We start from the raw sequence: 792 nt of genomic DNA, 5'->3' as shown, positions 1-792 counted from the left end.
GCCTTCCGTGGCTTCAAGTTCTTAATAACTACTTGCTTGTGATTGAAAACCTAGCCATCTTGGGATGATACCACTGTGAACCACGCTGTTCAGCCTCTGCCATCATTTGGCATAAAGCTTTTTCGAATGACTCTTCATGCACAACTGACATCTGGATGACCTGTCCGCCCGGTGCAACATGAGGTACTTTCTTGTGAGGAACAGACCAAGCCATGACTAACTGTTTGCTTTTGGCATCACTCAGTCCGTAAGTGGCTTTCAGGTAACTGTAACCCTGATAACCAACAGGAATAGTTCCTCTCTCTATGTGCTCCATTTTTTGCTCAACAACAATCAGGCGTTTCTCTTGTTGAACATTGTTGTTTGCAATAGCAGCAATCAGTTCTGCTGCTGAAAGTTGAGGTGGGCTACTAAGGGTTTTCAGCTTTGCGAGAACGATACGGCGAACAGCTTTTGACTCTCGCATGCCAACTAACATCATCTGATCCATATTGAGAATGGTGTAGTAGGTTTTATGGCCTGTTTTTCCAACTACGAAATTTTCGTAGTTTATATTTTCGCCAATCTCATCATTCACCCGAACGTGAAAATCAGAGGGTCGCACTGGTTTTTCTCCCGCCTCTACACGAGCTGGATTGATAATGTCATTTAAGAAGTCAATGCTTGACATAGTGACAACGGCTGACTGGTTTGCTAAATTCATATTCAACATATTTGTTTTCTCCTTTTAATAGGACGCCAAAAGCCAGTAGTGGAATACTGGCTTTTTTATTTGGTTTAATTGTGAAAAAA

Annotated in this window: 1 protein-coding gene; it reads right to left on the bottom strand. The window is 42.2% G+C overall.

Annotated features, from left to right (window positions below):
* Nucleotides 1-28: 28 nt before the first annotated feature.
* On the bottom strand, nt 29-670 hold the full coding sequence (locus tag AACS90_RS04285) for a hypothetical protein (protein ID WP_339373602.1): 642 nt from the start codon (nt 668-670) through the stop codon (nt 29-31).
* Between the last annotated feature and the right edge of the window lie 122 nt (nt 671-792).

This window comes from Xenorhabdus sp. KK7.4, assembly GCF_963876465.1.
Classification (GTDB): domain Bacteria; phylum Pseudomonadota; class Gammaproteobacteria; order Enterobacterales; family Enterobacteriaceae; genus Xenorhabdus; species Xenorhabdus stockiae.
Note: the sequence above shows the minus strand (reverse complement) of the source record. Positions and strands in the feature narration are given on the sequence as shown.

Bases quoted from the DNA above. Each gene is read 5' to 3' on its own strand.
- AACS90_RS04285 (WP_339373602.1), bottom strand. From the start codon at position 670: ATGTCAAGCATTGACTTCTTAAATGACATTATCAATCCAGCTCGTGTA.